Below are 24670 nucleotides of genomic sequence, written 5' to 3' on the forward strand. Positions count from 1 at the left end.
ATAAAGCAAAAACCGGCCATTTTGCGTCTGTTTGTCCCCCTCAACTCTTGGTTGATTTAGCCGACTGAAACAAATTCTCATTTTTGAAAAATTTTCAACGTTTAGAAATCAGAAGAAATGCAGGTTCCATCATATCTTCAGCATTTATCAGTAATATGCTCACCTATAACTTGTATTAGCTAAATGACGTTTTTCCATCACTTACATGCAACAGGTGTTTCGTCTCATGAGATATTTTGGACATATTATATACCTTTTTCGGATTTATCTCTTTATATGCCCAGGTATTCCAGATGAGCAGAGTGCTTCTGTCCGTACTAATCCTCGCGTTTCTGTCTGCCCTAATGTATGGCATGATTTCTTTTGCGGAAAAGCGATTGTTCAAATGGCAGTGAAAACAAATAAAATAAAAAACGAAAGCCCCCTTCCTTTCAAAAGGGGTCTTTCGTTTTCAGCAAATTCTATTGAAATATTTTTACGGGATCAGAAGTTTCTGCCCGATTTGCAAGATATCAGGAGAAGACAGCTGTCCTCTGTTTGCATCATAAAGTACCTGCCATCTTGTTCCTGTACCATAGAAGCTGCGGGAGATTTTCCAGAGAGAATCCCCTTTTACTGCTTCGTAGAATCTTTCCACAACACTTTCTGCCTTTGTTTTTTCTTCTTCATTTTCTGCCGCAGATGCCTCTGTCAGGATCGTGATACGTCCTTCTCCATAAAGATTGTCATATCCATCGGCTGCAGTAATGGTAGGCAGTCCTGTTTCTTCATCCACAGGGAAAGACTGAATATAATTTGCCAGAACCATATAGTCCTCTGCCACATAATCCAGTACATTTACAGCATCTTTCAGCATATCAAAGCCGCCGCCCAAATCGCGCAGGGTATAGTTGTATCCCGCCAGACGATACTTCGCCTGCAGATCTACCGGTTCATAGGTTCCTGTTTCTTTATTCAAAATCTGCAGTGCCTTTACACGATAGCCAGCCGTAGGTGCGCCTGTCCAGATGCCATTGACATTCTGCTGCACCGTGGAGGTTTTCAAAAGATCCAGCGTATATTTTGCCCCGGAAACATGGAGGAAACTGCCGCTTTCCGAAGTTCCTTCAGCAGTCAGATCTTTACTTGCCCATTCCAGCATATCCAGCAGTTCCTGCCCTGTTACCTCCAGAAGGCAGGCCACATTACCGAAAGGATGCATCACCTTACAGCTATTATAAGATAATTCCCCTGTAAGGGCATTATTTCGGATACCGCCGCCGTTCATCACAGCAATATCTACATCCATATCCATTTCATCAAACAGATCATACAGCGCATCGGCCGCAAAGTCACCGCTGTTTGTTTCCTGCATGCGAACCAGTCTTTTTCCGTTTTCGTCGTAGTTATCCAGCGTAACTTCTGCATAACCGATGACCTGACCCAGCTGTTTCTCGATCTCAGAGATCCATGCATCTTCCAGCGCCTTCACCTCTGCATCAGGCTTCAGACCAGCCAGAGCCTCCCCTGACAGCAGTTCCGTCCGGATCCCTTCTGCAGAGATCGTCATTTTACCGATTGCACTCAGGTAAGAACCGGTTTGTGTCAGAATGACTGTATCGCCATTTTTATCCTTTACCTCTTCCATAGGGATCGTCGTATGGGAATGGCCGTCAATGAATGCATCCAGCCCTTCCGTTGCGGCGATCACTGCACGGCTCGTCCACGGAACAGAAGAAGGATCTACGCCGAGATGCCCCAAAGCAATAATATGATCAGCACCAGCAGCTTTTGCTTCATCGATATTTTTCTGTACGACATTATACAGTGCAGAGCCATCAGCATCTCGATGGAACCCATAGATGAAGTTTCCTGCATCATCCATAAAATATTTTGGTGTGCTGGACGTAATGGTTTCCGGTGTGGTAATACCGATAAAAGCGACCTTTTCACCCTTTGCTTCTATCATCTTCCATCCTTCTGCAACGGCATCCCCTGCCATGCCATTTTCTTCATGCGTAAAATTACAGGAAATATATTCAAATTCTGCCGCATCTATAGCCGTAAGAGTTCTCTGCATGCCATAATCGAATTCATGGTTACCAAAAGTTGCCAGATCATATTCAGCTGCATTCATCAGGTCGATCATCGTCATTCCTTTGTCCATTTCCCCATAGGCGGTGCCCTGCAGGTGGTCACCGGCATCTACCAGTATGGCTTCGGGAATGCTGTCCTTCAGAGCTGCCACCTTGGAGTAAGTCAGCCCATTCGCATCATCCACGGCATTGTTGATATATGTATGGATGTCATTGGTATAAAATACCGTAATATCTTTATCGGCTGCCAGAACAGGAACAGACAGCGATGCTGTCATTGCTGCCGCCAGCAGAATCGAAATCAGTTTATTATGCTGCTTCATCAATATCCCTTCTTTCAGATCTGATCTTCTTCCCCAAAAGGATCCCCGCATTCGGGACAGAAACGAGGTGGCTGTTTGGGATCTGCAGGTTCCCAACCGCATTTATCACATTTGTACTGAGGTGCATCCGCAGGTTTCTTCGCACCACATTCGGAGCAGAATTTCCCTTTATTCTGACTGCCGCAGGCACATGTCCAGAAATTTGCCGCAGGTTTCTTTGCCCCGCATTCCACGCAGAAATTGCCTTTGTTACCTGTTGCACCACAAGCACAGTTCCAGCCATCTGCTGCAGGAGCGGCCTGCTGTGCGGGCTGTGCAGGCTGCTGCGCTCCCATCTGGAACAACTGGGATGCATTTACGCCCCCTGCCTGTGCTGCCATATTCATGCCTGCAAAAGCCATCATCGGCCCTGCATTCTGGTTGTCTGCCGCCGCCTTCATGGCTTCTGCCTGCGCGCTTACTAGATGCGCCGCCGCCATATTGGGATTACGCAGTGTGGCATTTCTCTGCAGATCTTTGATCATGGCTTCATCTTCGTCGGAAGCCTTCACGCTGTTCACGCCGACAGAAGTGATCTCAATGCCGTATCTGCCGCCCCAGTTTTCCGCCAGCACTTCATTCAATGCCTTGGAAAGTTCCATAGTATGGCCGGGCAGCATGCTGTAGCGGATGCCCATGGCGGAAATTTTTGCAAAGGCAGGCTGCAGTGCTGTCAGCATTTCGCTTTTCAGCTGAGAATCGATCTTATCTCTGGTATAAGCCCCCTCCACGTTGCCGCAAATATTTTTATAGAACAGAACAGGGTCTGCAATTTTATAGGCATATTCCCCATGGCAGCGGATGGAAATATCAATATCCAACCCAATATTCGTATCCACCACGCGGAACGGAACGGGGTTTGCCGTGCCGTATTTATTGCCCAGAATTTCTTTTGTATTAAAGAAATATACCCTCTGGTCACCGCCGGTATCGCCGCCGAATGTCACACGTTTTGCAAACTGTTTGAATGTATCGACAACGCTTTCCTTCAGGCTGCCCGCAAAAATGCTGGGTTCCGTTTTATTATCATATACAAATTCGCCGGCTTCCGCGCAGATCTCAACCACTTCCCCCTGCTGCACAATGATCATACACTGGCCTTCATTGACCACAATGATCGAACCGTCGGAAATAATGTTTTCACTTTTCTTTGTATTGAAACCACGTTTGGACTGACGCTGTTCCCCTTTCTGCACCAGAACATCCGCTTCCATGGAAGGGCAGTAAAAATACTCTCTCCATGCATCTGCCAATACACCCTGAGCTGCGCCCACGCCAACTTTCAAAATACCCATAACCATTCTCCTTTCAAAAGGACATTTTTATAGCAAAAAAGGATTTTCAAAAGAGCAAGCTCCTCGAAAACCCTTTCCTTTGACCAAATGATCCTTATTCTGCTTCTTCCGCTGTAATTTTCATCACGAAGCCTTCTTCTTCGTCTTCGTCATCCCATTCTTCCCATGCTTCGAAGTCTTCATATTCGTCAAATTCATCATATCTTGCTGCTTCAATGCATTTCACTGTAAATGCAATGGCAGACAGGAAAAAGCCTGTGCCTGCACCAAAGGCTGCTGCGTTCTTATATTTTTCAGGCACCAGCATACCTGCCAGAGAACCCAGAGAACCTACGCACAGACCCATCAGTCCCAGATCTTTCCAGTCGCATTCAAAAGTAAAACTATCCAGAAATTCTTTACATTTGCACATATCTTTTCCTCCTTTATTTTCTTTCCACCATACGATAGGTGAAATCATTATCTCTGCCTTCGAAAGCAAAGCATGCATCTGCCCCTTCCGTTGCAACCACTTCGCCTGCCTCTGTTACAAAGATCGCTTCAAAACCACCATATTCCTGCCAGAAATCCAACGCCTTTTCCAGACCCATTACAAACAGAGCTGTTGAAAATACATCGGCCTCTGTACCGCTTTCACTGATGATCGTTACGGAAAGCAGTCCACTTTCTGCAGGGTATCCCGTTTTAGGATCGATGATATGATGATATTTTTTGCCGTTTTCCTCAAAATAACGCTGATAGCCGCCGGATGTGACTACCGCCTGATCCTCAATGGAGATCAGACCGCAGTAATCATTGGCATCCAAAGGATTTGCCAGCGCAACTTCCCATTTTGTACCGTCGGGCTTTGTGCCGATGCCATAGACATTGCCACCCAGAGAAAGGATCGCCGATTCCACACCTTTTCCCTTCAGCAGAGCTGCCACCCGATCGGATGCATATCCCTTAGTGATACCGCCCAGATCTATGGCCATACCTTCTTTCTGAAGATATGCTGTTCCCTTCTCATGAATCACATCATCCGCATCTGTCAGGGGTAATAATGCATCCAGTTCCGCCTGTGTGGGAACATGATGCTCTTCTTCTGTAAAGCCCCATGCTTTCACCACAGGAGAAATTGCAATATCAAAAGCCCCTCCTGTCATGGCACCGAGATTTTTGCCTGTTTCCAGCAAAGTCATGGTATCCTTTTCAATTTTCACAGGCTCTTTCCCTGCTGCTGCATTGATTTTTGATACATCACTGTCTTCTAACGTAATAGACAGGAGATTTTCCAGTCTTCTGATTTCCTGTTCTGCATCTATGATGAGTTCATCCCCATCTTCATGGATCACAGTAAAGGTCATAATGGTATCCATGGCAAAAGACGTTGCCTCATGTCTGTTTTCCATTTTCTGATTTTCCAGCATCTGCTGGGCCGCTTCTCTTCTTTCTGCACATCCTGTAAAGAAAAGCGCGGCTGTCAGCCCCAATGCCAATATTTTTTTCAGGTTCATTTTCCTGCTCCTTTTTCAGTTATAGATAGTATTATTTTACCTTCCGCAGGATATAAAGTCAACGTTTTCAAAAAGGTGGTGCGAATGAAAAAGCCCCTGTCCTTTCGGACAGAGGCTTGCATTTTAAAATTATACAATTACATAAATGGTTGCAATTGTCAGACCAATACCGATCAGCAGCAAGCTGGTTGCAAAGCCTTCACGATACATTTCGTGGTCTGCTTCGAAGTCTGTGTATGCAGAGAAATATTTATCTTCAGGAGGAATCACGCGACCGTTATCATCGTTGAAGATCAGCATACGCAGGATAGAGATGATACCATCCATCAGACTGCCTGCCAGTCTTGCACAGAAACCGCCGACAAAAGGCAGTGCACCCAGCAGCAGAGGACGATAGACCCTGTTTTCGATATTGAACCATTCGGGCCACAGGTCAACATATACTACGTTGCCGTTTGCATCTTTTCTCATCAGTACTTTCCGTACAAACAGGAAGTAAACCACAGCACCAACGCAGATGGAGATGACAGCACCTTTCAGGTTCACCCATGCAAAGTAATGGATTGCATGGTCGGGTGTATGCGCGTTCATGTAATGCGCGCCCATTGCCGCCAGAACATCCTGTGTCTGGTGAGGAAGACAACCCAGTACAGGCAGACAGATCGCGATCACTGCCAGGATCACAGCCATCATTTTGCTGATATAAGGGCCTTTTCTTACGGACTGAGGAGCGCCGTAAGGGTTGTTTTCCAGGAAGATACATACAAAGATCTTTGTCATGTAAGCCAGTGTCAGACCACCAGAGAACAGGAACAGTGCTTCTGCACATTTCATGAATGCTACGGACTGACCTGCTTCTTCCAGAATGTGAATGTACTCTACCATAGATTCATGGATCAGAGTTTTGGAAATATAACCATTCCACAGAGGGATACCGCCGATCCCCAGGATAGGCATCAGGAAGATAAATTTCAGCAGAGGTTTGTCTTTGCCCCAACCACGAATTTTGTTCAGGTTCAGTTCCTTCAGGTTCATGAACACGACACCTGCGCCAACGAAGAGCAGCAGTTTGAACAGAGAGTGGTTCAGGAAATGCAGGAATGTACCGGAAGCTGCCAGTGCATTATGTTCACCCAGAAGACCCTGCATACCGATGGCGATGATGATAAAACCAATCTGGGACATGGAGGAGCATGCCAGTGTTCTCTTCAGGTTTACGGAGAATACCGCCAGAACTGCGCCCATAACCATAGTGATGATACCCAGAATCAGGATCAGGTTACCCCACTGGGCGTCATGCATGAACAGTTTACAGCTCACGATGATTGTACCGAACACACCTGTTTTTGTCAGGATACAGGAGAGCAGTGCGCTGGAAGGCGCAGGTGCTACACTGTATGCATTAGGCAGCCAGATATGCAGCGGGAACAGACCCGCTTTTGCAGCAAAACCAAACAGGATCAGAACGCCTACTGCATAATACACAGTTTTGTCATCCTGCTGAGCCATGAATGCTGTCAGTTCTGCCATATTCAATGTGCCAGCCATCTGATACATCATGAACAGACCCATCAGTGTGACCAGACCACCGATGATCGCTACTGTCATATAGGTATATGCAGAGCGGATGGTATGGTCATCTTCTTCATGAATAACCAGCACTGTAGAAGTGAAGGACATGATTTCGAAGAAGATAAATGTTGTGAACAGATCCGCAGAAAGGAAAATGCCCATAGTCGCACCCAATGTCAGGAATACGAACAGATAGTAACGATTTCTGTTTCTGTTATCTGCCATATATTCTTTGGAGAACAGCGTTGTCACCAGCCAGATCGCAGATGTCAGCACTGCCAGGATCACACCAAAACCATCGGCCATAAAGCTGATACCCAGACCGCAGAAATTGGGGATCTCAAAAACTGTTTCCTTACCGATCAGCATCAGAGAAGCCACAAAAACGATGGCGCTCAGAAGCCAAGCCCAGATATCACGGGCGCCTTTGTTGTTTTTGCCGATCACATACCCAACTACAGCACCAAGGAAAGGAAAGAATACCAAAAATGGTAATACAGCACTTGTAACTACACTATGTTCCATTCTTTACTCCCCCTTTCTTATACGATACCCGCGATTGCACCGTTCATGATATCAAGCAGTGCATCGGGGAACAGACCCATGATTACGGAAACGATTGTCAGAACGATCAAAGGGATTGTCATGTATTTGTTGGGATCAGATACATGGTGGTAATAATCCGCAGGGTATTCCTTTTCTCTGGGGAAATACGCTCTGATGATGATAGAGAATACATACAGTGCTGTCAGCAGTGCAGACAGGATCAGGGCAACAATACCGATATAGGATACGGGATTGCCGCTTGCAACTGCGGAAGATGCCAGTGCCCATTTACTGTTGAAGCCGGCAAAAGGAGGTACCCCTACCAGACCAAGACCTGTGATGGACAGAGCCGCAAAGGTAACGGGCATGTATTTGCCGAAGCCTTCGATTTCATACATATATTCTCTGTGTGTTTTGTAAAGGATTGCACCAGCCGTAAAGAACAGTGTGATCTTGATGACTGCATGGTAAACCATATGCAGCATTGCAGCGGCCAGACCTGCAGGAGTCATTACGGCAATACCGAAAATGATGTAGGACAGGTTGGAAACTGTAGAATAAGCAAATCTTCTTTTTACGTGAGGAGTTCTCAGGGCTACTGTAGAACCGAACACGATGGTGATCGCCGCAAAGATCAGCATAACATTCTGTGCCCATGTACCAACCAGGAAGGAAGTACCGAAAGCATAGTATGTCAGACGGATGATGGCGAAGATACCGGATTTAACGACAGCAACGGCATGCAGCAGCGCTGTAACTGGTGTAGGCGCAACGGATGCCTTGGGCAGCCAGCGGTAGAAAGGAAATACTGCCGCTTTTACGCCGAAACCGAAGAATGCCATTACAAATACAGCCAATAATGTGGTTTCGTGGCCTGCCACCAGAGCAGGATCCAGCACACCACCGGGTACAAAGGCTGTTGTTGTACCAAACATATAAACGAATACAAAACCGATGAATGCCAGCGATGCACCGAACATCATGTAGAGTACATACATTTTACCGGCATGTCTGGATTTGTTGTCGAACTGGTGCATAACGATAGGCAGTGTCACCAGTGTCAGGAATTCGTAGAACAGGTACATTGTCAGGAAGTTCGCAGCGAAAGCGATACCGACAACGACACCAAATGTCATGATAAAGAAGGAGAAGAATCTATCTTCATTGCCTTCATGTGTCATGTATTCAAATGCGTAAACTGTTGTAACGATCCACAGCAGAGATACCATTGTGCCAAATACTTTGGACAGACCATCCACATGCAGTGTCAGGGACAGTTTTTCGCTGAACTGGAACAGTGTCACTTCAGGGCAGCCTGTGCCGAAGATTGCATACAGAGCGAAGATCGCATTCAGTACAACGATAGGCAGCACTACTCTTTCACGGGACTTTCTGTCCGCAAATTTTACCGGCAGCAGACAAGCGCCTGCAATGATCGGAAAGATCACCGGTAACAATGTCGCAAATGCGTTCATAATGTTTCCTCCCTTTCCCTTAGAAAATCATTCCGCTGATACCGCCGATAACATCCAGCAGAGGTGTGGGCATAATGCCGAAACCAACTACTGCAACTGCCAGCAGTACCAGAGGTACCGTCATAAGATAATTCGGTTCCTTGCTTTTCAGGTTTGCATAATCGAAGTCTTTGCCGGGGAAGAATGCCTTCATAACAATGGACATCAGATAACCTGCGGTCAAGAGCGCAGAAACCATCAGCATCACAACACCAACAACGCCTACAACGCCCATTTCGGGCAGCAGACCGCCCTGTGCCAGATACCATTTGCTTACAAAACCAGCTGTGGGAGGGATACCTACCAGAGACAGAGCCGCAAAAGCGAATGTCCACATAACAATAGGCATTTCCTTCCCGATCCCCTTCAGATCAGCAACCATAGTCTTATGTGTTTTGTAAATGATAGCACCGGCGCAAAGGAACAGAATGTTCTTTGCAACTGCGTGGAAAACAACCTGCAACAGTGCACCCACAAAACCCGCGGGACAAAGCAGCATCAGACCGAATACAACATAGGAAACGTTGGAAACGGTGGAATAAGCCAGTCTTCTCTTCAGCAGTTTTTCTTTATAAGCCAGCATGGAACCCATGAAGATCGTAATGATGGACAGAATCAGCACAGCTGTCTGTGCCCAGGAACCACGCAGGAAGTCTGCACCAAACAGGTAATATGTCACACGAATGATGGCAATTACACCACCCTTTGTGATGATACCGGAAAGGACTGCAGATGCAGGAGAAGGCGCAACGGGGTGCGCTGTGGGCAGCCAAGCATGCAGAGGGAACATACCCGCTTTACAGCCGAAGCCCAGAATCATCAGGAAGAATACGATCAGCATCATATTTTCCTTACCTTCGATCAGTGCCATATTCAGTGTACCGCCGGCAATGAAGGAAGTTGTGTCGCAGTAGGTATTCAGGAAGAAGAAGCCCATCAGACCCAGACCTGCGCCAAAAATGGAATAACCCAGATATTTCAGACCGGCACTTACCGCTTCGGGTGTGCCTGTATGAATAACCAGAGGAACCGTCAGAACTGTCATAAATTCATAGGACAGATACAGTGTCATCATATTTTCGGAGAAACACAGGCTCATCAGTGCCGCCAGAGAGAATGTATAGAACATGAAGAAACGTTCGGGTTTCTGTTCATGTTTCATATATTCCATGGAGAATACTGCCGCGATCAGCCAGATGGCGCTGATCAGACAGGCAAAGAATTTTGCCAGACCATCCGTATGGTAAGCAATGGAAAGACGGTCAGTCAGTGTCCACATGGTTGCGGAATGGTCACCCATGCACAGGTACCAAACCAGAACTGCTTCCACTGCCATTGCGATAAAGACCAAAGTGTTACGCTGCTTTTCTTCCTTCTGGAAGCCAATGATGAGACCAAAAATAAAAGGTAAAATCATCGGGAGCAGCAAAAGTACATTTCCGCTCATTATTTTCTCACCTCATCCTCTCATCACAATACCATCTGCATCAGTTCGATACCCATTTCCATCACTTCTACGATAGGACGGTAGCCGATACCCAATACAAAGTTAACAACGATAAACAGAACCATCGCTCCTGCAAACAGAGGAGAAATCTGTGCTTTCTTGAATTCTTCCTTAGGTTTAGACCAGATAGCGATAACAGAAGGCAGGAAATACATAGCGTTAAGGATCATGGAAACAGCCAGGGCTGCCAGAACCAGAACCATTCTCACCCCTGTCATTTCGACCGCAGCGATCGCAAAATACAGTTTGGAGATAAAGCCTGCAAACAGAGGCACACCGATCATAGACAGAGCGCCCACTGTGAAGGCGATACCCGCCAGAGGATTTCTGTGGGCAGCACCCTTCAGATTTTCCAGCTGTTCCTTGCCGTCTGCATCTTCAATGAAGGAACCACAGCAGATAAACAGCATGGATTTTGTTGCAGCGTGGGCAAATACATGGAACAGTGTTGCGATCATACCTGCCACGGAACCCAGACCGATCCCCATGAAGATGTAACCGATCTGCGCTACAGATGAGTATGCCAGCATACGTTTCATACGGCCTTCATGTACCGCATAAACGGAACCCATGACCATACCCAGTACGCCCAGAACAAACATGATGTCTGCAATTTTCAGTTCCACCAGTGTTTCCAGTGTGAATACTTCCAGACACAGTTTGATCGCCAGAATGATATAAGCTTTCAGAACCAGACCGGACAGGATACCGTTAGAGGTTGTCATAGTAGAACCATAAGCGGTAGGCAGTGCGGAGTGGAACGGGAACAATGCACTCTTGATACCCAGACCAACGAACATCAGTGTTACAACGAACATCAGAGGGAAACGGAATTCCCCTGTTTCCATCAGCATTGCAATGGTTTCTCTGATCTGAGGGAACAGCAGATGGCCTGTGATCCCGTACAGGATACATACACCCAACAGGAACAGACCGGAACCCACACAGCCGAATACCAGATAATGTGTAGTACCAACGATGGCCTGTTTTGTCCCCTTCGCCAGAATCAGCGTACAGGATGCGATGGTCAGGATTTCGATGAATACGTAAGCGGTGAACAAGTCGTTTGTATATGTCATCGCCAGCATTGCGCCGAAAGTCGCATTCATCATAATGAAGTAAAAATTCTGTTTTTCAGGAACAATTTCCTTAAACAGCTGTTCACTGCCTGCTGTAATTGTCAGGAACATAACCACGCTGATCAGAACAGCCAGCAGTGCTTCCAGAGGACCTACTCTCAGTTCGTTACCCCAAGGTGCGGGGAAGTGACCCATCATGAATGTGAAAGTTTCCCCATTCTGCACAACATTTACCAAGAGAACCACAGACAGCACACCAACAATAGCTACCATTACACCGTGTACATATCTTGCAACACGGCCACTTTTGATCAGTGGTGTGATGATACCGCAGAACATGGCAAAGAAGATGCTGAAGAAAGGTATATTATGTACTAAATTCAGATGATGCTCCATATTATTCCCCTTCCTCCTCTCTTACCATGCGAAGGATCTCGTCCATGTTCAGAGTGCCGTAATGTTTGTACAGTCTCAGAACCAGAGCCAGAGAGAACGCAGTTACAGATACGGATACTACGATACCTGTCAGAACCAGACCTGCGGGGATGGGATTGATATAGTATTCCGCATCAACGATCCCATTTGTCAGGATAGGTGCGATTCTGCCGAATACATAACCCTTTGCCGCCAGGAAAAGATATGTAGCAGTATCCATAATATTTAAACCAATGAATTTTTTGATCAAGTTGTTTTGCAGAAGCAGATTCATGAATCCAATGCCAAAGAGGATTACTGATGCTGCTTCATAATAGTTTGTCAGCAAATGACCCATAATCAGATTTCTCCTTTTGTAAATAACGCATAGAATCCATACATTGTACAAGCTACGACCAGACCTACACAGATATTCAGAGGCAGGATAAAGCCGGAGCTCAGAATATTACCGGGTGTGCCCTTGGGAATTTCCCAGCCAACATGGTTTGCACCTGTAAAGAAGGAATAGCTCTTACAGCCGCAGTATGTCAGCAGACAGGCAACACTGATCTTTGTCAGTGTTTTGATTGTAAAGAATGTCTGCATTTTCTTATGGCCATTAGCCGCAGAATACAGGATCAGGCCGGCACCGATGATGGAACCGCCGGAGAAACCACCGCCAGGAGACAGGTGGCCATTCAGTACAACATAAATACCATACAGGATTACGATAGGAGCCAGACATTTTGCGCCCAGTTTCAGGATTGTTTTGGAATCCTGAGAATCGAACACTTCGTCCTCTGCCATTTCCTTATCTTCCACTGCGCTGGCATTTTTATGATCTCTCTGCAGCAGCATCAGAACACCGATGACCGCCATGAACAATACGTTGGATTCACCAAATGTATCGAATGCACGGTAGTCCAGGATCATGCCTGCTACAAAGTTAATCGCACCGGTTTCTTCGATCCCTTTTTCCAGATAACGGGCTGCTACTTCATTGTTTGTAATGCTGCCAGGATCACCAAACATAGGCAGATCCATAACTACTCTCAGCATTACTACGATAAAGCACATTGTAATCGCAACACACAGGATACGATATAATGTAGAATTAGAGCGCAATGTTTCAGCGGGAGCATGATTTTCACCAAGAGACTTCTCGCCAATTACTCTGTCTTTTCTTTCTCTGGTAGAGATATATTCATCTGCATTGATGATCACCTCGTCACCATCGATCCAACTTTTCAATCTCTCCCAGAAGGATTTATTTTCGCTCATGCCATCAACCCTCCCTTGTGCCTTTCAGTGCATGTACTTTCTTCAGTGTCAGGAAGAACAGCACTGTGTCAACACCTGCGCCTACGGCCGCTTCTGTGATCGCCAGGTCGGGGGCTTCCAGGAAAAGCCATACGATCGCCATGATGGAACTATAGCCCATGAAAACGATAACAGCCATAAACAGATTCTTTGTGACAGAAACGCCGATGGCACTGATGATCAGGAAAACGACCAGGATCATCTGGATCATAATACTAAAATCGCTCATTTATCCTTCATCCTTTCTTCAGCGTTTTTATTGGTCAACAGTTCTACCTTTGCCAGCATGTGTGTGGCAATAGGGCTGGTCAGCCAGAAGAACAGAATGATCAGAATGAATTTCGCAATGATAAATACATTGCTGCTCAAAATGATCAGACCAATTACTACCATGAAGAGCCCCATTGTGTCGCCTAGGGCTGCTGCATGCATTTTGTTCATTACATATTTCAGACGGAAAACACCAAAGGTAGCGCAAAGGAAAACAAGCAGACCAATGATGATGCAGATCGCTGCAATGATTTCTCTTACCGGCATTCTTCCTTCGCCTCCTCTTCTTTATCGTTCTGATCTTTTCTGCTCAAGAAAAGCAGACGACCTTTATGGTGCAGTGTAACCACATGACACATCACAACTACTGCAAGGAAAGACAGCAGTGTATACACCAGAGAAACGTCGATCAGTGCGGATTCGTTCAGATAAACAGCAAGGATACAGATGGTTGCTGTCGTCATCGTACCGATCATATTGATAGCAACGATACGGTCAGTATAACGAGGACCCTTTACCGCACGGCTGAATGCCAGCAGCATGCAGATCGCAAACACGCACATAGCGACTTCTAAAATAAAGTGCATTGTTTCGCTCATTTTCTACCCTCCAACCTTCTCAGCTGTTTTACGAAAACAGAATCATCCAGACCTTCGCCGAATTTGTTCTTATCCAGAGCCTGAACAACATAGTTACCATCTTCCAGACCAACTGTGTAAGTACCGGGTGTCAGTGTGATGGAGTTTGCCAGCATCACCTGCGCCGCTTCACTTTCCAGGTCTGTACGGAATCTAACGATTGCAGGTTCGATTTCCAGTTTCGGATTGAGAATGATCTTGATCACATCAATATTCGCTTTCACGATTTCCCAAAGCAGAGTTACAGCATATTTCAGATAGAGAGGTGTCTTCTTTGCGAAACGAATCTCATCTTTATAGTTGTAGCCCATGTGTTTGGAAATGAACCAGTACAGCCAGCCGCAGATCACAACACCAAAGAGGAACACTTCAAGTGTCACTCTGCCGTTGAAAATCATCCACAGCAGTAACAATAAGAAATACATTGAACCATCCTTCCTGCACAAGCATATATTTCCTTTGCTCTGAAAAATGTCCGCTGTGCACAATAAGATGAGGAGCAATCTGCTGATGTTCCGTTTTTTGTCGAATTTTGCACAGTCTAAGCCACTCTTCATAGCCTAACATAATACATTATCAAGGAATATGCAAATATTGTCAAGATGTTTAGTGCGAAGTCACGATTTATTTCCTAACACTTTCTTTATTTCGACATTTTCATTGTGCATTTCAATTACAGAAGAAGTAGTTTTTGTTGATATATTCAACATATTATACAAGAAATTATATTTTTTATCTCCAGAAAAATGAGGATTGCCCCGTTTTATATCGTCAAATGCTTTTTTCAGAAAAAAAGACATGCCGCAGCATGCCTTTTATGAAGATATGAAAAAAGACACATCCATAGATGTGTCTTTCTTCGGGAAATTATATATTATAAAGCAAAACGTTTACAATGTATGATCTGCAATCAATTATTTCTTTTTGCAGAAGATTGCTCTTACGGGCAGACCGAGCAGTACCAGAACAATACCGCCAGCAGCGATCATTGTTGTACCCATACCACACATGAACAGCTGGTTGATCAGAACGTAGCAACCGGATGCGATGGAGATGATGGGAATGATGGGATACAGAGGCACTTTATATGTACGTTCTACATCGGGAGCCTGTTTTCTGTAAGCCATAACAGCTGCGAATGTCAGTGTGTAGAATACCCAGCCTACGAAGGTACCCAGATTTGTCAGCAGGTCGAACTGACCGGACAGAGCGTAGATTGCCCCCAGAACACCGATCAGGTAGATGCAGTTTGCGGGAACGCCTGTTTTAGAGATTTTGGACAGAGCTTTGCTGCAAGGCAGGTCGCCCTGTTCTGCCATGTACAGAGCTGTACGGGAACCGGACAGGATGAAACCGTTACAAGCACCGCCAGCAGAGATCATGATACCAACGGATACGAATTTACCACCCATATCACCGAAGATTTCCATAGCTACTGCAGAAGCGGGAGATTCCAGATTCATCATTACATCAGCAGGCAGTACCCACAGGTAAGCCAGGTTGATGATTACATATACAGCCATGATCAGTGCTACACCACCAACGATAGCTTTAGGCAGGTCTTTACCGGGGTTTTTCATTTCACCGGCGATCGCACCAACGTTTGTCCAGCCTTCGAAAGCGAACAGTACAGCGATCATCAGCTGACCCATTACAGAGCCCATGGACAGGCCTTCACCCAGCATGGGATCGAAGATAGGGTTACCGTTACCTCTGATGAAACCGAAGATCATGATCAGTACCAGGGGAACCAGTTTTGCTACTGTGAAGATGGACTGTGCAGCACCACCTACTTTAGCACCCATGCAGTTCAGGATAACCATGATCAGGATACATGCCATAGCTACGGGAACTACCATACCGTCACCGATGAACAGTTTTGCCTGGTTTGCTACAGCTACGCCCAGCGCTGCTACCAGACCGGGGTAGAAGATTACTGTCTGCATCCACCCGCACAGGAAACCTGCTTTTTCACCGAATACTCTTTTCAGGTATACGGGCATACCGCCTGTTTCGGGCATCAGGATTGCGATTTCTGCGAATGTCATTGCCGCACACAGACACATGATGGATGTTACGATCCAAGCTACGATAGCCAGACCGGGTGCACCAGCTGTTGCTGTGTACATTGCTGTGGGTTTGAAGAATACACCGGAACCGATAACGCAGCCTACTACTGTAGCCATTGCCGCGCCCATGCCCAGTTCCTTCTTCATTTCTGTTGCGTTGTTACTCATTTTTCCTTCCTCCTTTTTTTGGTTGTTTTACCATAAAACACCAGCCTTCATGAATATAAAAAGGACATACGGCATAAAAATAATATATTTATTCTGCCGATATGTCCTCTGTATCTCTACCTGAAAGCTTTACTTCTACGGCGGCTATGGTAAAACCAAGCACTTTCCAGAGTCCCATCCACAAAAGGTCTTTGCACCTGAAAGTTTCTCAAAAAGACGGCTCTTCTTTTTGATTGCTCCATCGGTTTTCCTCAAAGAAAAAATGATTGTATGTATGATTGCGAGGAAATCTCCCTTTTGCTTCAACTGGCTCTATGTACTTTTTACTGCGACTTCATTATACTTTATCGTCAAAATTATGTCAATAGCTTTGATAAAATTTTTTATTGTGACATTAAAAAATTTTATTTTTCTTAACATCCTTTTTATATATGACTATTTCTATGCCCTTTCCCATATATTTATGATGACCAGACCTTAAAAGGAGACCGCCCATGAGCCGAAAAACCATTATCACAGGCACACTGATCCTGACAGCAGCTAATCTTATCACAAAATGCATGGGATTTTTCAACCGTGTTTTTCTATCGAATGCCATCGGAGCCGAAGGCATGGGGCTGTATCAGATGATCCTCCCTCTTTACGGACTGGCATGGAGCATCACCTCCGCAGGATTTACCACCACCATTTCCTGTCTGACCGCCCAGGAACACATCCGCGGCCAGAACGGAAATATCGGGCGTATCGTGAAACAATCGGTCTGCCTTTCTTTGGGCATCAGCTTTCTGCTCAGTTTTCTTCTGTTTTTTGGTGCCGAAGAAATCGCTTCCTATATTATTCAGGACGGGCGTACCGCACAGCCTCTGCGGCTGCTGGCCTTTGCCATTCCCTTTATGGCTGCCGGATCCTGTTTTCGCGGCTTTTTTCTTGGCATGCAGGAAACCTTCATTCCTGCCGTTTCTCAGATTCTGGAGCAAACCGTCCGCATTTTGACCATCTATCTTCTGGCAGGCATCTTTGTTCCCCTCGGTCTTTCCTATGCCTGTATGGCCGCCGTTGCCGGTATTTTTCTAGGAGAATTGCTTTCCTGCGGCTTTACCGTATGGAATTATCTCCATTATAAAAGAAGGCATCGGTTCACGCGAAAGCCTACTTTGTCCTCTGCTGCGGCTCTCTCCATGATCCTTGCCATGGCAGTTCCCCTTTCTGCCTCCCGCATTTCCGCCTCCCTACTGGCTACGGCGGAAAATTTGCTGATCCCCAGACAGCTGCAGTTACATGGACAGAACACCGCCCAGGCCCTTGCTACATACGGGGAACTGACCGGGATGGCAATGCCCCTGATCCTGCTCCCTTCTGCCTGCCTGATGGCAGCCTCTGTTTCTCTGGTGCCGGAAATTTCCGAAGCCAGTGCCGTAAAACAGGACACCCGCATCACCCGTACCGTTTCCGCTACGTTCCTTTTTACTTTCATCATCGGCTTTGGGGCAGCAGCGCTATTTGCTGTTTTTCCGAAAGAGATCTGCTATATCGTTTACAATCGCACGGCACTGGGGCAGGTGTTGTTCCCTCTTGCCTTTCTCTGTCCATTTTTGTATGCCCAGACCACATTACACGGTCTGCTGAATGGACTGGGTGAACAGTTTTTCCTGTTCTGGAACAACATCCTTTCCTCCCTCATCTGTATTGCTGTCATCTGGTTTGCCATGCCTGTATATGGGATCGCAGCTTTCCTCGGAGGATGGGCTCTGAGTCTGCTGTTTTCTGTTCTGACAGCACTTTATCTGCTTTGGAAGCGGACAGGAGCATTCCCTTCCGTATATAACTGCTTTTTAAAGCCCATGCTGGCAGGCGCTGCCGCAGGCCTTCTGACCAAGTACTTTATACGCATTTCCGAACCATCCAAATTCCTGTTCCTCGGTTCATTGACTGCTATGGGTATCTTATATCTTCTGTTTCTTTTTGTTCTTGGCTGTCTTTCCGCTAAAGAATTTCATATCCTGTTCCCAAAAAATAAGAGTTGGCCATGATTCAGCCAACTCTGTTTTTTATTTATTCAGATCAACCAGACCCGCTTCATACAGTTTTTGCAGAGACATCAGGATCCCTGTTTTGGCATGGAACCATGTCAAACCGCCCTGAAAATATACAGAATAAGGTTCTCTGATGGGGCCATCGGCACTCAGTTCGATGGAAGAACCCTGAATGAAAGCACCCGCTGCCATGATGACATCACAGGTATAGCCGGGCATCGCATAGGGAATGGGTGTTACATAACTGTCTACCGGAGCCGCTGCCTGAATCCCCTGACAGAATGCTTCCATGGCTGCACCGCTGCCCAGTTCTACCGCCTGAATGATATCGTGGCGGGGTTCTGTGCTGTTAGGGATCACGCGGAAGCCCAGTTTTTCATAGATATTTGCCGCAAACACCGCACCTTTCAGCGCACCTGCAGTAACTGTAGGAGACAGGAAGAAACCCTGATACAGAGATCTGTTCAGATCCAGAGAAGCACCTACTTCCTGACCCAGACCGGGGGCACTCAGACGATAGGCGCATCTGTCGATGCATTCCTGTTTGCCGCAGATATAACCACCAATAGGAGCCAGACCGCCGCCGGGGTTTTTGATGAGAGAGCCTACAATCATATCTGCACCTAGATCAGAAGGTTCGATCACATCTACAAATTCCCCATAGCAGTTATCTACCATGCAGACTACATCGGGTTTGATCTCTTTTACAAAAGCGATCAGTTCGCCGATCTGTTTTACAGAGAAAGTGGGACGCATGGCATAACCTTTGGAACGCTGGATGGTCACCAGTTTTGTTTTTTCATTGATGGCTTTTCTGATATTTTCGTAGTCAAATGTACCATCCTCCAGCAGATCCACCTGTCTGTATGTCACGCCATACTCCATCAGGGAGCAGGGAGAAGGCACTGTCCCGATTACTTTTTCCAGTGTATCGTAAGGTTTGCCTACGGGAGAAAGCAGTTCATCGCCGGGCACCAGATTTGCACTCAGGGCAATGGCCAGAGCGTGGGTACCGCATGTGATCTGAGGACGCACCAGTGCTGCTTCTGTGTTGAAGCATCTTGCATATACCGCTTCCAGTTTATCACGGCCATTGTCATTATAACCATAGCCTGTGGAACCTGCAAAGCATGCACCGTCTACACGTTCTGCCTGCATGGCTTTCAGAACCTTCGCCTGATTATATTCTGCCACTGCATCGATTTTTTCAAAACGTTCTTTCAGATTTTTCAGAATTTCATTGCCAAAGGCTTCCACTTCGGGGGAAATGCCCAGCATACCATAAATATTTTCCATGTTATTCTCCAATCTATTTCAATGATGTATCTTCACTCACAATATGGAATCATATCAAATCTTTTCCGTTTCTGCAACCTGACGGGTAAAATCCATGATCTCGATCTGACCACCCTTATCTTTATTCAGAATAAGGACTGCCGTTCCCTTTTCTCCAGTCTGGGGCAGAGAAACAGACATCCGCTCGGTTTTGCCGTTTTTCAGCAGCAGTTTCACCATGCCGCCGTCCAAAGTCAGCCCATAAGGGGTCAGGCTGTCTTTCCAGAGGGAAAATTTGCAGCCATGCTTCCAGCCGGCGCAGTAGAAAGATTTTGTATTTTCCAGTATATCCCGACCACAAAGAGGGCATTTCCCAAAAGCATTGATCTTTCTCTTCTTCCCGCGGATTTGCTCTTCTGGAAAAACCACATCCGCCCTTCTGCCCGATGCCGCATCCTGAATCAGGAACTGCACATATCTGCGGATGCTTGCCATAAATTTTTCTTCTGTCATATTCCCTTTGGAAATGGAAGAAAGGCCTTTTTCCCATTTCCCCGTGGTCTGGGGCGAACTCATTTCAACGGGAACCACCTCAATGAGTTTCATCCCCTTTTCTGTCGGCACAAGGGTTTTCCCTTTGCGGACGATATAGCCTACCGTCAGCAGACGTTCAATGATGGCCGCCCTTGTGGCAGGTGTGCCCAGACCGCTGTCCTTCATCTGCTCTTTCAGGGCTTCATCCTCCACAAATCGTCCCGCATTTTCCATGGCAGAAAGGAGAGAACTTTCCGTATAAGGTGTGGGCGCTTTGGTCTTCTTTTTCTGCACCACGGCCTTTTCGATCTTCCGCTGTTCCCCTTCCCCAAGGGCAGGCAGCTTCTGTTCTTCCTCGTCTTTTTTCTTCTTCTTGGAAACCGCAGCAGGCACAAGAGCTTTTTCCACCGCCTGCCAGCCTTCCTCCAGAACCACTGTGCCTTTGGAAAGGAACCGTTCCTGCTCGGCTTCTGCATAAACCTTCGTGGTTTCATATCTATAATAAGGATAGAACACCGCAAGGAATCTTGCTGCCACCAGAGAAAAGACCTTCTTTTCTTCCTCCGTCAGGCTGTCCAAACGAAGTTTCCCATCGGTAGGGATGATGGCATGGTGATCTGTCACCTTACTGTTATCGATGATTCGTTTTGTAAAGGAAACATTTCCCGACAAAGGCTGGGTATAAGGCATATATTCCTCCAGTTCGTTCAGCCTGCGCAGAGTATGATGTACCTTCCCCTTCATGTCGTCACTGAGATAGCGGCTGTCCGTTCTGGGGTATGTAATCATTTTTCGCTTTTCGTAAAGATTCTGGGCGATATCCAGTGTTTTCTTTGCGGAGAAGCCGAATTTTTTATTACAGTCGCGCTGCAGTTCTGTCAGGTCATATAAGAGCGGCGGCGGCATTTTCTTTTCTTCTTTTTCTGCCTTGGTAATGGTCGCCTCTTTGCCGCTGACCTTCGCAGCGATCTCCTTCGCCGTTTCTTCTTTTTCAATACGAGTATGTTCCTCCTGATCGATCCACATGCCCGTAAAACCACCAAAATCCGCCTGTACCTCAAAATAATCTTCTGCCACAAAAGCATCGATTTCTTTTTGTTTATTTACAATGAGCGCAAGCGTCGGTGTCTGCACGCGGCCGATACTCAGAAGGGCACCATAGCGCAGAGTATAGGCTCTGGTGGCGTTCATCCCCACCAGCCAGTCCGCTTCGGAACGGCATTTGGCAGAGGAATACAGCAAATCATACTCTGCACCGTTTTTCAGGGTCGCAAAACCCTCCTTAATGGCTTCTTCCGTCATACTGCTGATCCAGAGACGTTCAAAGGGCTTTTTGCATTTAGTAATATCATAGATATATCGGAAAATCAGTTCCCCTTCCCGTCCACTATCGGTGGCGCAGATCAGACTGTCGATTTCCCCGCTGTTCATCCATTTATGCAGGATCTTCAGCTGATCTCTCGTCTGTCTGATGGCCTTTAATTTCATTTCATCCGGAAGGATCGGCAATGCGGAAAAGTTCCATTTTTTATAGCTTTCATCATAATCCTCTGGTTCTGCCAGCGTGACCAGATGGCCTACTGCCCAGGAAACCACATAGTTTTCCCCGATCAGGCATCCATCGCCCTTCTGCCCTGCTTTCAGCACCCTGGCAATATCCCTTGCCACCGAAGGTTTTTCGGCAATGACCAGTATTTTCCCCATTTTCCCTTCCTCCTTCCTTTGATTTACACAAATATATATTATAACATCTTCTTACAAAAAAACAAATCCCTTCTTCCCTCTCTTTTTTATGACTGATACAACATTCCATTTCTTACAGTTTTTATATCCTGCAATGTAGTATGTTTTACTACATCACAGCGTTACCGTTTTTGTTGACACCTCATAGATTCCCCAGTAGAATAATAAGATAGAATCCCATTAGACTGATTATTTGGAGGTAATCCTATGAATACATTTAAAATCATTGCAGATACATCCTGCGACATGCCCGCAGCAGTTTTTACAGAAAAAAACGTAACTTACGTTCCTTTTAACGTTTCCTTTGATCAGGAAAATTATCTGGAAGAACTGAAAGACATCACACCTGAAGCCTTTTATGATAAGATCAACGCAGAAAAGTTGTTCCCTAAAACATCCCTGCCCTCTGTACAGGCTTATATGGATGCTATGGAACCTGCACTGAAGGAAGGCAATGACGTTCTTTGTCTGTGCCTGTCCTCTAAATTCAGCGGTTCTTACGGCAGCGCTGTCAATGCAGCCAATATTCTGGCAGACGACTATCCCGACCGCATCATCAGAGTCATTGACACCACATGCGCAACAGGCTGTGAAGGCCTGATGGTGCTGGAAGCATGCCGCATGAGAGATGCTGGTCTTTCCATCGATGCAGTAGCTGAGAAACTGGATGCGCTGAAAGAATCCGCCTGCCTGTATGTAACCGTTGACTCTCTGGAACATCTGCAGAAAGGCGGCAGAATCGGCAAAGCCTCTGCCATGGCCGGTACAATTCTGAATATCAAGCCCATCATTGCTATGAGAGACGGCGAACTGCAGCCCGAAAGCAAGGTGCGCGGTTCTAAAAAAGCGCTGAAAACTATCATGGATCTGTCCAAAGAAAAAATGGGCGCTGAAAAAGACCAGTACCGTATCATTCTGGTGCGCGGTGAAAAAGAACGCCATGAAAACGCCGTGGAAATTGTAAAAGAACTGCAGGCAGAAGGCTATGACGTACAGGAAGATGTATGGACAGTTGGGATCACCATCGGTTCTCACATTGGCCCTACTCCCATTGCCATCTGTATGCTGAAAAAATATGAGTTCGTATAATCATTCAAATATAAAAAATCCCGCTTTGCTCAAGCGGGATTTTTTTTGTATATAATTTTATTGAAACTCCCGACTTCCTCTTTTACGCAGAAACACTCGTTTCTGCAAATCGGGGTCGAGGGGAATGATTCCCCTCGCAGGGAGCTCGAGGGACAATGTCCCTCGAAGAATCATTTATCTCTCAGCTGTGCGCCCAGTTTTTCTGCCAGTTCTTTCAGGATCGCATCCATAGCATCTGCGATATCTGTATCGGACAGTGTTTTTTCTGCACTTCTGAATGCAATGGAGTAAGCTACGGATTTGCAGCCTGCTTCAATCTGTGCACCCTGGTAAACGTCGAACAGTTTTACTTCTTCCAGATATGCACCGCCGTTTGCTTTGATGATATCAGCGATTTCTTTTACGGTTACATCTTCTTTCACCAGCATCGCAATGTCTCTTGTGATGGCAGGGAATTTAGGCAGTGCTTTGTAAACCACGCTTCTGTTTGCATAGTATGTCAGTTTTTCCATATCCATCACTGCCAGATATGCTCTTGTACCAATGCCGTAGTTTTTCGCAACTGCAGGATGCAGTTCACCCAGATAACCTACTGTTTCGCCTTTTACAACAACGGAAGCTGTTCTGCCGGGATGCATCCAGGACAGGCCTTTTTCGGGAACATATTCTGCTACATCTGTCATACCCAGAACGCTCATCAGATGTTCTACGATACCTTTCATATCATAGAAATCCATGTTGCCGTACATACCCATTGTCAGTGTGGGGATTTCGTGAGGCAGATCTACCAGAGGCAGAGATTCAGGGATATAAACGCGTGCCAGTTCAAACAGACCGGCACTTTCGTTTCTTCTGTTATAGTTAGTTGCCAGAGAAGTCAGGATACCGTTGATAGATACGGTTCTCATGATAGAGAAATCTTCACCCAGAGGGTTGGAGATCACGATGGCATTTCTCAGTTCGCTGTCAGCAGGGATCAGCAGTTTATCGAATACCTTAGGGCTTTCGAAGCTGTATGTCATTGCTTCGCACAGACCGTTTGCGATCACAGTATCTTTCACCAGTGTGGCAATGGACTGTTCGTATGTTTTCTTACCTACTGTAGGTGTGCCGGAAGCCAGAGTCGCTTCGATCTTGCCATAGCCGTAGAAACGAGCGATTTCTTCTGCCAGATCAGCCTGTGCTTCCAGGTCGGGACGGAAGGTGGGTACTGTTACCACATGGTTCACGGGGTCTACTTTCAGTTCGATCTTTTCGAAGATCTTCTGCATTTCTTCTTCGGAAATGTTGATGCCCAGGAATTTATTGATCCAAGCGGGATCATAGGACAGTTCCCATGTATCTCTCTTGTTGGGGTATTCATCTACCACGCCGGGAACTACATCACCAGCGCCCAGCAGTTCCACCAGCTGAACGGCACGGTTTACTGCTTCCAGAGCCAGATTGGGATCCAGACCTTTTTCGAATTTGCTGGATGCGTCTGTACGCAGACCAACTTTTTTCGCTGTGATACGAACGTTGGGGCCATCGAAGTTTGCAGATTCAAACAGAACTGCCTGAGAACCTTCTACGATCATGGAATTTTCGCCGCCCATAACACCTGCGATGGCAACTGCTTTTTCAGGGTCTGCAATCACCAGCATGGAAGGATCCAGATTTCTTTCTACGCCG

General features: G+C 46.3%; 20 protein-coding genes and 1 riboswitch. Of the genes, 2 read left to right on the top strand and 18 right to left on the bottom strand.

Annotation, left to right across the window (positions count from 1 at the left end; all coding sequences use genetic code 11):
* Positions 1 to 475: 475 nt before the first annotated feature.
* From ACJMLT_RS08825 to ACJMLT_RS08895, 15 genes are all read right to left on the bottom strand, one after another.
* Complete coding sequence (locus ACJMLT_RS08825) at positions 476 to 2398, bottom strand: 5'-nucleotidase C-terminal domain-containing protein (protein ID WP_405729615.1); 1923 nt, start codon at positions 2396 to 2398, stop codon at positions 476 to 478.
* A gap of 14 nt (positions 2399 to 2412) precedes the next feature.
* Positions 2413 to 3732, bottom strand: coding sequence for an SPFH domain-containing protein (locus ACJMLT_RS08830; protein WP_405729618.1), 1320 nt, complete (start codon positions 3730 to 3732; stop codon positions 2413 to 2415).
* 94 nt (positions 3733 to 3826) lie between these two features.
* Positions 3827 to 4144, bottom strand: a complete 318-nt coding sequence (locus ACJMLT_RS08835) for a hypothetical protein (protein WP_405729621.1) — start codon at positions 4142 to 4144, stop codon at positions 3827 to 3829.
* 13 nt (positions 4145 to 4157) lie between these two features.
* A complete protein-coding gene (locus ACJMLT_RS08840) occupies positions 4158 to 5228 on the bottom strand; it encodes an FAD:protein FMN transferase (RefSeq protein ID WP_405729624.1) in 1071 nt (356 codons plus the stop codon).
* Positions 5229 to 5357: 129 nt separating this feature from the next.
* Complete coding sequence (locus ACJMLT_RS08845) at positions 5358 to 7325, bottom strand: complex I subunit 5 family protein (RefSeq protein ID WP_405729627.1); 1968 nt, start codon at positions 7323 to 7325, stop codon at positions 5358 to 5360.
* 17 nt (positions 7326 to 7342) lie between these two features.
* A complete protein-coding gene (locus ACJMLT_RS08850) occupies positions 7343 to 8821 on the bottom strand; it encodes a complex I subunit 5 family protein (protein ID WP_405729630.1) in 1479 nt (492 codons plus the stop codon).
* A 19-nt stretch (positions 8822 to 8840) separates the two neighbouring features.
* Entirely contained in the window at positions 8841 to 10307 is a 1467-nt protein-coding gene (locus ACJMLT_RS08855; RefSeq protein WP_405729633.1) for a complex I subunit 5 family protein, read from the bottom strand.
* 23 nt (positions 10308 to 10330) lie between these two features.
* The gene (locus tag ACJMLT_RS08860; RefSeq protein WP_405729636.1) at positions 10331 to 11842 is read right to left on the bottom strand and encodes a complex I subunit 5 family protein; all 1512 of its coding nucleotides are present in this window, start codon (positions 11840 to 11842) and stop codon (positions 10331 to 10333) included.
* Between the two features lies 1 nt (position 11843).
* On the bottom strand, positions 11844 to 12218 hold the full coding sequence (locus ACJMLT_RS08865; RefSeq protein ID WP_405729639.1) for a sodium:proton antiporter: 375 nt from the start codon (positions 12216 to 12218) through the stop codon (positions 11844 to 11846).
* 2 nt (positions 12219 to 12220) lie between these two features.
* The gene (gene mbhE / locus ACJMLT_RS08870) at positions 12221 to 13141 is read right to left on the bottom strand and encodes a hydrogen gas-evolving membrane-bound hydrogenase subunit E (RefSeq protein WP_405729642.1); all 921 of its coding nucleotides are present in this window, start codon (positions 13139 to 13141) and stop codon (positions 12221 to 12223) included.
* Positions 13142 to 13145: 4 nt separating this feature from the next.
* Positions 13146 to 13409: a hydrogenase subunit MbhD domain-containing protein gene (locus ACJMLT_RS08875; RefSeq protein ID WP_405729645.1), complete on the bottom strand. Its 264-nt coding sequence runs from the start codon at positions 13407 to 13409 to the stop codon at positions 13146 to 13148.
* Complete coding sequence (gene mnhG / locus ACJMLT_RS08880; RefSeq protein ID WP_405729647.1) at positions 13406 to 13717, bottom strand: monovalent cation/H(+) antiporter subunit G; 312 nt, start codon at positions 13715 to 13717, stop codon at positions 13406 to 13408. Before mnhG ends, ACJMLT_RS08875 begins: the two co-directional genes overlap by 4 nt.
* Positions 13708 to 14049, bottom strand: coding sequence for a monovalent cation/H+ antiporter complex subunit F (locus tag ACJMLT_RS08885; RefSeq protein WP_405729650.1), 342 nt, complete (start codon positions 14047 to 14049; stop codon positions 13708 to 13710). The genes mnhG and ACJMLT_RS08885 overlap by 10 nt, the downstream gene beginning before the upstream one ends.
* Positions 14046 to 14513 (bottom strand): Na+/H+ antiporter subunit E, encoded by a 468-nt coding sequence (locus ACJMLT_RS08890; RefSeq protein WP_405729653.1) that lies wholly within the window; start codon positions 14511 to 14513, stop codon positions 14046 to 14048. The genes ACJMLT_RS08885 and ACJMLT_RS08890 overlap by 4 nt, the downstream gene beginning before the upstream one ends.
* Before the next feature lie 489 nt (positions 14514 to 15002).
* Entirely contained in the window at positions 15003 to 16325 is a 1323-nt protein-coding gene (locus tag ACJMLT_RS08895; protein WP_405729655.1) for an APC family permease, read from the bottom strand.
* Between the two features lie 175 nt (positions 16326 to 16500).
* Positions 16501 to 16631: riboswitch (glycine riboswitch) on the bottom strand.
* Positions 16632 to 16819: 188 nt separating this feature from the next.
* On the opposite strand from ACJMLT_RS08895, the gene ACJMLT_RS08900 reads away from it, so the two are divergent.
* Positions 16820 to 18355 (top strand): putative polysaccharide biosynthesis protein, encoded by a 1536-nt coding sequence (locus ACJMLT_RS08900; protein ID WP_405729658.1) that lies wholly within the window; start codon positions 16820 to 16822, stop codon positions 18353 to 18355.
* Positions 18356 to 18373: 18 nt separating this feature from the next.
* Here ACJMLT_RS08900 and ACJMLT_RS08905 read toward each other — a convergent pair whose 3' ends face one another.
* Positions 18374 to 19654, bottom strand: coding sequence for a methionine gamma-lyase family protein (locus ACJMLT_RS08905; RefSeq protein WP_405729661.1), 1281 nt, complete (start codon positions 19652 to 19654; stop codon positions 18374 to 18376).
* A 54-nt stretch (positions 19655 to 19708) separates the two neighbouring features.
* Positions 19709 to 21871, bottom strand: coding sequence for a DNA topoisomerase 3 (locus ACJMLT_RS08910; RefSeq protein WP_405729664.1), 2163 nt, complete (start codon positions 21869 to 21871; stop codon positions 19709 to 19711).
* A 246-nt stretch (positions 21872 to 22117) separates the two neighbouring features.
* On the opposite strand from ACJMLT_RS08910, the gene ACJMLT_RS08915 reads away from it, so the two are divergent.
* Positions 22118 to 22999, top strand: coding sequence for a DegV family protein (locus ACJMLT_RS08915; protein WP_405729667.1), 882 nt, complete (start codon positions 22118 to 22120; stop codon positions 22997 to 22999).
* Positions 23000 to 23169: 170 nt separating this feature from the next.
* Here the strand turns inward: ACJMLT_RS08915 and pheT are convergent.
* Positions 23170 to 24670: phenylalanine--tRNA ligase subunit beta (gene pheT / locus ACJMLT_RS08920; protein WP_405729670.1), on the bottom strand; the 1501-nt coding region annotated here is incomplete at its 5' end.

Source organism: Anaerotignum sp. (genome assembly GCF_045122575.1).
In the GTDB taxonomy this organism is placed as follows: Bacteria; Bacillota; Clostridia; order Lachnospirales; family Anaerotignaceae; genus Anaerotignum_A.

Excerpts from the sequence above, each read along its gene's own strand:
- ACJMLT_RS08860 (WP_405729636.1), bottom strand. The coding sequence starts at position 11,842 with ATGGAGCATCATCTGAATTTAGTACATAATATACCTTTCTTCAGCATC.
- ACJMLT_RS08875 (WP_405729645.1), bottom strand. The coding sequence starts at position 13,409 with ATGAGCGATTTTAGTATTATGATCCAGATGATCCTGGTCGTTTTCCTG.
- ACJMLT_RS08915 (WP_405729667.1), top strand. The coding sequence starts at position 22,118 with ATGAATACATTTAAAATCATTGCAGATACATCCTGCGACATGCCCGCA.
- mbhE (WP_405729642.1), bottom strand. The coding sequence starts at position 13,141 with ATGAGCGAAAATAAATCCTTCTGGGAGAGATTGAAAAGTTGGATCGAT.
- ACJMLT_RS08850 (WP_405729630.1), bottom strand. The coding sequence starts at position 8,821 with ATGAACGCATTTGCGACATTGTTACCGGTGATCTTTCCGATCATTGCA.
- ACJMLT_RS08905 (WP_405729661.1), bottom strand. The coding sequence starts at position 19,654 with ATGGAAAATATTTATGGTATGCTGGGCATTTCCCCCGAAGTGGAAGCC.
- ACJMLT_RS08845 (WP_405729627.1), bottom strand. The coding sequence starts at position 7,325 with ATGGAACATAGTGTAGTTACAAGTGCTGTATTACCATTTTTGGTATTC.
- mnhG (WP_405729647.1), bottom strand. The coding sequence starts at position 13,717 with ATGCCGGTAAGAGAAATCATTGCAGCGATCTGCATCATCATTGGTCTG.
- ACJMLT_RS08885 (WP_405729650.1), bottom strand. The coding sequence starts at position 14,049 with ATGAGCGAAACAATGCACTTTATTTTAGAAGTCGCTATGTGCGTGTTT.
- ACJMLT_RS08895 (WP_405729655.1), bottom strand. The coding sequence starts at position 16,325 with ATGAGTAACAACGCAACAGAAATGAAGAAGGAACTGGGCATGGGCGCG.
- ACJMLT_RS08865 (WP_405729639.1), bottom strand. The coding sequence starts at position 12,218 with ATGGGTCATTTGCTGACAAACTATTATGAAGCAGCATCAGTAATCCTC.
- ACJMLT_RS08835 (WP_405729621.1), bottom strand. The coding sequence starts at position 4,144 with ATGTGCAAATGTAAAGAATTTCTGGATAGTTTTACTTTTGAATGCGAC.
- ACJMLT_RS08855 (WP_405729633.1), bottom strand. The coding sequence starts at position 10,307 with ATGAGCGGAAATGTACTTTTGCTGCTCCCGATGATTTTACCTTTTATT.
- ACJMLT_RS08910 (WP_405729664.1), bottom strand. The coding sequence starts at position 21,871 with ATGGGGAAAATACTGGTCATTGCCGAAAAACCTTCGGTGGCAAGGGAT.
- ACJMLT_RS08830 (WP_405729618.1), bottom strand. The coding sequence starts at position 3,732 with ATGGGTATTTTGAAAGTTGGCGTGGGCGCAGCTCAGGGTGTATTGGCA.
- ACJMLT_RS08825 (WP_405729615.1), bottom strand. The coding sequence starts at position 2,398 with ATGAAGCAGCATAATAAACTGATTTCGATTCTGCTGGCGGCAGCAATG.
- ACJMLT_RS08890 (WP_405729653.1), bottom strand. The coding sequence starts at position 14,513 with ATGTATTTCTTATTGTTACTGCTGTGGATGATTTTCAACGGCAGAGTG.
- ACJMLT_RS08840 (WP_405729624.1), bottom strand. The coding sequence starts at position 5,228 with ATGAACCTGAAAAAAATATTGGCATTGGGGCTGACAGCCGCGCTTTTC.
- ACJMLT_RS08900 (WP_405729658.1), top strand. The coding sequence starts at position 16,820 with ATGAGCCGAAAAACCATTATCACAGGCACACTGATCCTGACAGCAGCT.